The sequence below is a fragment of the Psychrosphaera sp. genome (assembly GCF_982872775.1).
Genome location: NZ_CEYNSH010000083.1, coordinates 1 through 3,809 on the forward strand (window position 1 = coordinate 1; position 3,809 = coordinate 3,809).

3 protein-coding genes and 4 tRNA genes are annotated in these 3,809 nt (G+C 40.9%); all 7 read left to right on the top strand.

Annotated features, from left to right (window positions below; translation table 11 throughout):
• Positions 1-381 precede the first annotated feature (381 nt).
• The 7 genes from murB (at position 382) to AC4E96_RS13920 (ending at position 3,679) form a co-directional block, all read left to right on the top strand.
• The gene (gene murB, locus AC4E96_RS13890) at positions 382-1,422 is read left to right on the top strand and encodes a UDP-N-acetylmuramate dehydrogenase (RefSeq protein WP_490256252.1); all 1,041 of its coding nucleotides are present in this window, start codon (positions 382-384) and stop codon (positions 1,420-1,422) included.
• Positions 1,406-2,404 carry a bifunctional biotin--[acetyl-CoA-carboxylase] ligase/biotin operon repressor BirA gene (birA, locus tag AC4E96_RS13895; protein WP_488034247.1) on the top strand — a complete coding sequence of 333 codons (999 nt, stop codon included), beginning with the start codon at positions 1,406-1,408 and terminating at the stop codon, positions 2,402-2,404. The genes murB and birA overlap by 17 nt, the downstream gene beginning before the upstream one ends.
• Positions 2,404-3,108, top strand: coding sequence for a type III pantothenate kinase (locus AC4E96_RS13900; protein ID WP_490256253.1), 705 nt, complete (start codon positions 2,404-2,406; stop codon positions 3,106-3,108). The genes birA and AC4E96_RS13900 overlap by 1 nt, the downstream gene beginning before the upstream one ends.
• A gap of 151 nt (positions 3,109-3,259) precedes the next feature.
• Positions 3,260-3,335, top strand: a tRNA-Thr gene (locus AC4E96_RS13905).
• Between the two features lie 15 nt (positions 3,336-3,350).
• A tRNA-Tyr gene (locus AC4E96_RS13910) sits at positions 3,351-3,435 on the top strand.
• 85 nt (positions 3,436-3,520) lie between these two features.
• A tRNA-Gly gene (locus tag AC4E96_RS13915) sits at positions 3,521-3,595 on the top strand.
• Between the two features lie 8 nt (positions 3,596-3,603).
• Positions 3,604-3,679 (top strand) — tRNA-Thr (locus AC4E96_RS13920).
• Positions 3,680-3,809: the final 130 nt, after the last annotated feature.

Below are 3,809 nucleotides of genomic sequence, written 5' to 3' on the forward strand. Positions count from 1 at the left end.
CGATGGTAGTGTGGGGTTTCCCATGCGAGAGTAGCTCACCGCCAGGCTCCAAATAGAATAATCCCTCGTACAGTAGTGCGGGGGATTTTTTCGTTTCAGGCGTTAAATATTCAAGGCGGCTCGCTTACGCTCTAGATTGCTTGTTCCAGACGCAATCAACCGACTGCATCCATGCAGTCGACCGCCAGGCTCCAAATAAAACAACCCCTTGCAGGAAACTGCGAGGGGTTTTTTATTGCCTCCAATTTATTGAGCTAAAACCTGTTCCAGACATTAAGGGGAATAGTGATGTCCTCTCTCTCAGCTAACTAAATCAAACGCTTCTTCTATTGTGTTAATGGGCTGCAAAAGCAATAATGGCGTCATTATTTATGCGATAAATTGTTACTTATTTTGAATTCTTTAAAAACATTTCACACATTCGGTCTTAATCATCAAGCAGAGCAGATTCATAAGATAGAGTCTATTAATGATATTAAGCCATTGATAGGACAAGTACTTCACCATGACTTTGTGCTTTTAGGCGAAGGCAGTAATTCGGTGTTTCTTTCTGATATCAAGGTACCTGTCTACATTAATCGTCTACTTGGAAAATACTATGACGAAGACAATTCATATTATTATCTAACAGCGATGGCTGGCGAGAACTGGCATGAGTTTGTGGTTTGGTCATTGGAAAATGAAATTTTTGGATTAGAAAACTTAGCGCTTATACCCGGTACAGTAGGGGCCGCACCAATTCAAAATATTGGTGCTTATGGTCGTGAAGTAAAGTCATTTATAGCTTCTGTTGAGTATGTTGATTTAACAACGGGTGAGCAAAAAACGTTATTAAATAAGGATTGCCTTTTTTCTTACCGAGATAGTATTTTTAAACAACAACTAAAAGAAGTAGCACTGATCACTAAGGTTAATTTCAAAATCCCAAAAAAGTGGCTACCTGAAGTCAGTTATGCCGGATTATCTGAACTAACTAACCCTAACCCAACAGATATCTTTAACAAAGTTGTGCATATACGTCGGTCCAAACTTCCAAATCCTACGGAGATAGGAAATGCTGGCAGCTTTTTTAAAAATCCTATACTAACGGGTGATTCGGCAAAAAAATTCAAAGATGATTGGCCACTTTGTCCAGTCTACAAGGTAGATGGCGGCATTAAACTTGCCGCTGGGTGGCTAATTGATCAGTGTAAATTAAAAGGTAAAGGGGTAGCGGGAGTTAGTGTTCACGAACAGCAAGCCCTGGTTTTAATTAATACTTTGGGTGAGGCCATGGGTGCAGATCTGATCAAAACTATTGAAATGGTTGTCACATCGGTTAAATCAAAGTTTAACGTTGAACTTGAACCTGAAGTAAGGGCTTTTTCTGAATTCGGAGAAGTAGGTCTACGCTGGGAGCGTAACAATGACGGAAAAGAATAAGCTTTCATCTACAAAAAGAGAGATTATCACTCATCTTAGTAAAGGTAACTTTGTATCAGGCGAATGGCTGGGCGCAGAGTTAGGTATTTCCAGAGCCGCTGTTGCAAAACATGTTAAGTCTATTACCGAATTGGGGTTGGACATTTTTTCTGTCACTGGAAAAGGTTATCGACTGGCGCAGCCACTGCAATTATTAGATATAGATACAATTAAAAACCATTATACCAATGGGACACATTTACACGTATTCAACATAATAGATTCAACCAATCAGTATCTTATGAATTTACTCAGATCTGATGAACCACTCGCTGATGGTACTACTGTTATTGCAGAGTGTCAGTTATCGGGCCGTGGACGACGAGGAAGGGAATGGATTAGCCCCTATGGCAGCCACCTTTATCTAAGCCGTTATTACAAGTCTTATGAAGGTTTAGCCGCAGCATCTGGTTTGAGTCTAGCCATAGGTGTTGCAATCGCCCGCGCCGTTGAAAATTTCGTTGGAGTAGAGGCTTTGCTAAAATGGCCCAATGACGTTTTAGTGCAAGATAAGAAGCTTTCTGGGGTTTTAGTAGAAGCAGAGGGACAAAGTGACGGTGTCTGCCACTTAGTCATTGGTATTGGTCTCAATGTGAAAATGCCAGACTCTCAAGGTGAGAAAATAGATCAACCCTGGACAGACCTAAGCTTGTTGTCTAACGAGACGATTGATCGTAATGAACTAGCAGCAGTTCTCCTTAAAGAACTTGACATCGTTATGGATGAGTATCGTCAGAACAAGCTGGTAAACCTTGCACGAGAGTGGAATAACAAAAACGCATTCAAAAACCAGGTGGTTAACGTAACGACCGGTGCTTCTACAAAGGTTGGTCGTTGTATTGGAATTGATGAAAGTGGTGCGTTAATTTTATCTCAACTAGACTCACCTGATAAGTTTAAGGTTTTTGGTGGCGAAGTATCACTTAGAAGACGGACAAGTTAATGAAACTATTGATAGATAGTGGTAATACAAAGTGTAAGTTTGCAACGGTGTTCGATAACACCGTAGAAAACCTAGAAAGCGAAGTTGTGTTATCTAAACTAAATAGCTTTGTCGAGATTATTTATAGTGATGTTGCAAACTCCGCCGAACTTCAAGCACTTCTTCAAAAAGTTAACACCAATAAAACAAAGGTAACTAGAGTCCAGGTAACCAAGGAAGCGTTTGGTATTACTTGCGCTTATGAAAGCTTCCAGACGTTAGGTATAGACAGGTGGTTAGCAATAATTGCAGCTGAACAATTATTTCCGGCTAAAAACCTCATTATTGTGGATGCTGGAACCGCCATTACTGTGGATATTCTGACTGCAAATAAACAGCACTTAGGTGGCTGGATAGTACCTGGTATAAAACTAATGGAAAAAAGTATTACGGATAAAGCGCCAAATGTTTTTACTGCTCCTAGTGTTAAAAGCGAAGTGTTTGGTACGTCAACGCCGAGTGCTTTAATAAATGGGTGTATGAATGCTGCGTTAGGCTTAATAGAACAAGCACGTTTACAATTTGAGACTCAAACGAAGGATCGTAGTCAGCCCATCATTTTAATTACCGGCGGTGATGCACAAATTTTAAGCGAACACTTAAAGCAGACTCACATAGTAAATAAAAGTTTAGTCTTTTTAGGCTTGGCCAGATTTTCCAATTAAAATCTAAATGAACAACTGCTGATTGATTATCAAACAATAAAGCTCAGTTTTGTATAAAACATCACCAAACAAACGAAAAATATAAAAAAAGTTCACGAAACTATTGCACAATGAAATCTCATGCCATAGAATTCGCCCCACTTGATGACGTGCCGACTTAGCTCAGTTGGTAGAGCAACTGACTTGTAATCAGTAGGTCGCCAGTTCGATTCCGGCAGTCGGCACCATCAATACTTACTCGTGGAGGGGTTCCCGAGTGGCCAAAGGGATCAGACTGTAAATCTGACGGCTCTGCCTTCGGTGGTTCGAATCCACCTCCCTCCACCACTTTTCTTTTATTGAGATACATCATCTTGGTAAATCAAAGGTCGGCTCGCGACCTTAAAAGCTTGGGTCGTGAAGTCGTGTCTACGCGAGCATCGTATAATGGCTATTACCTCAGCCTTCCAAGCTGATGATGCGGGTTCGATTCCCGCTGCTCGCTCCAACACCTTTGCTGATATAGCTCAGTCGGTAGAGCGCACCCTTGGTAAGGGTGAGGTCGGCAGTTCAAATCTGCCTATCAGCACCACTTCTTCTCTTTCTCATGCTAAAATATTTAACTCACGCTTTTTGCGTATTATTTTAATAAACTTAAATAGGTCTGAAAATGGCAAGAGAAAAGTTTGAACGTACGAAACCGCACGTTAACGTTGGTACAA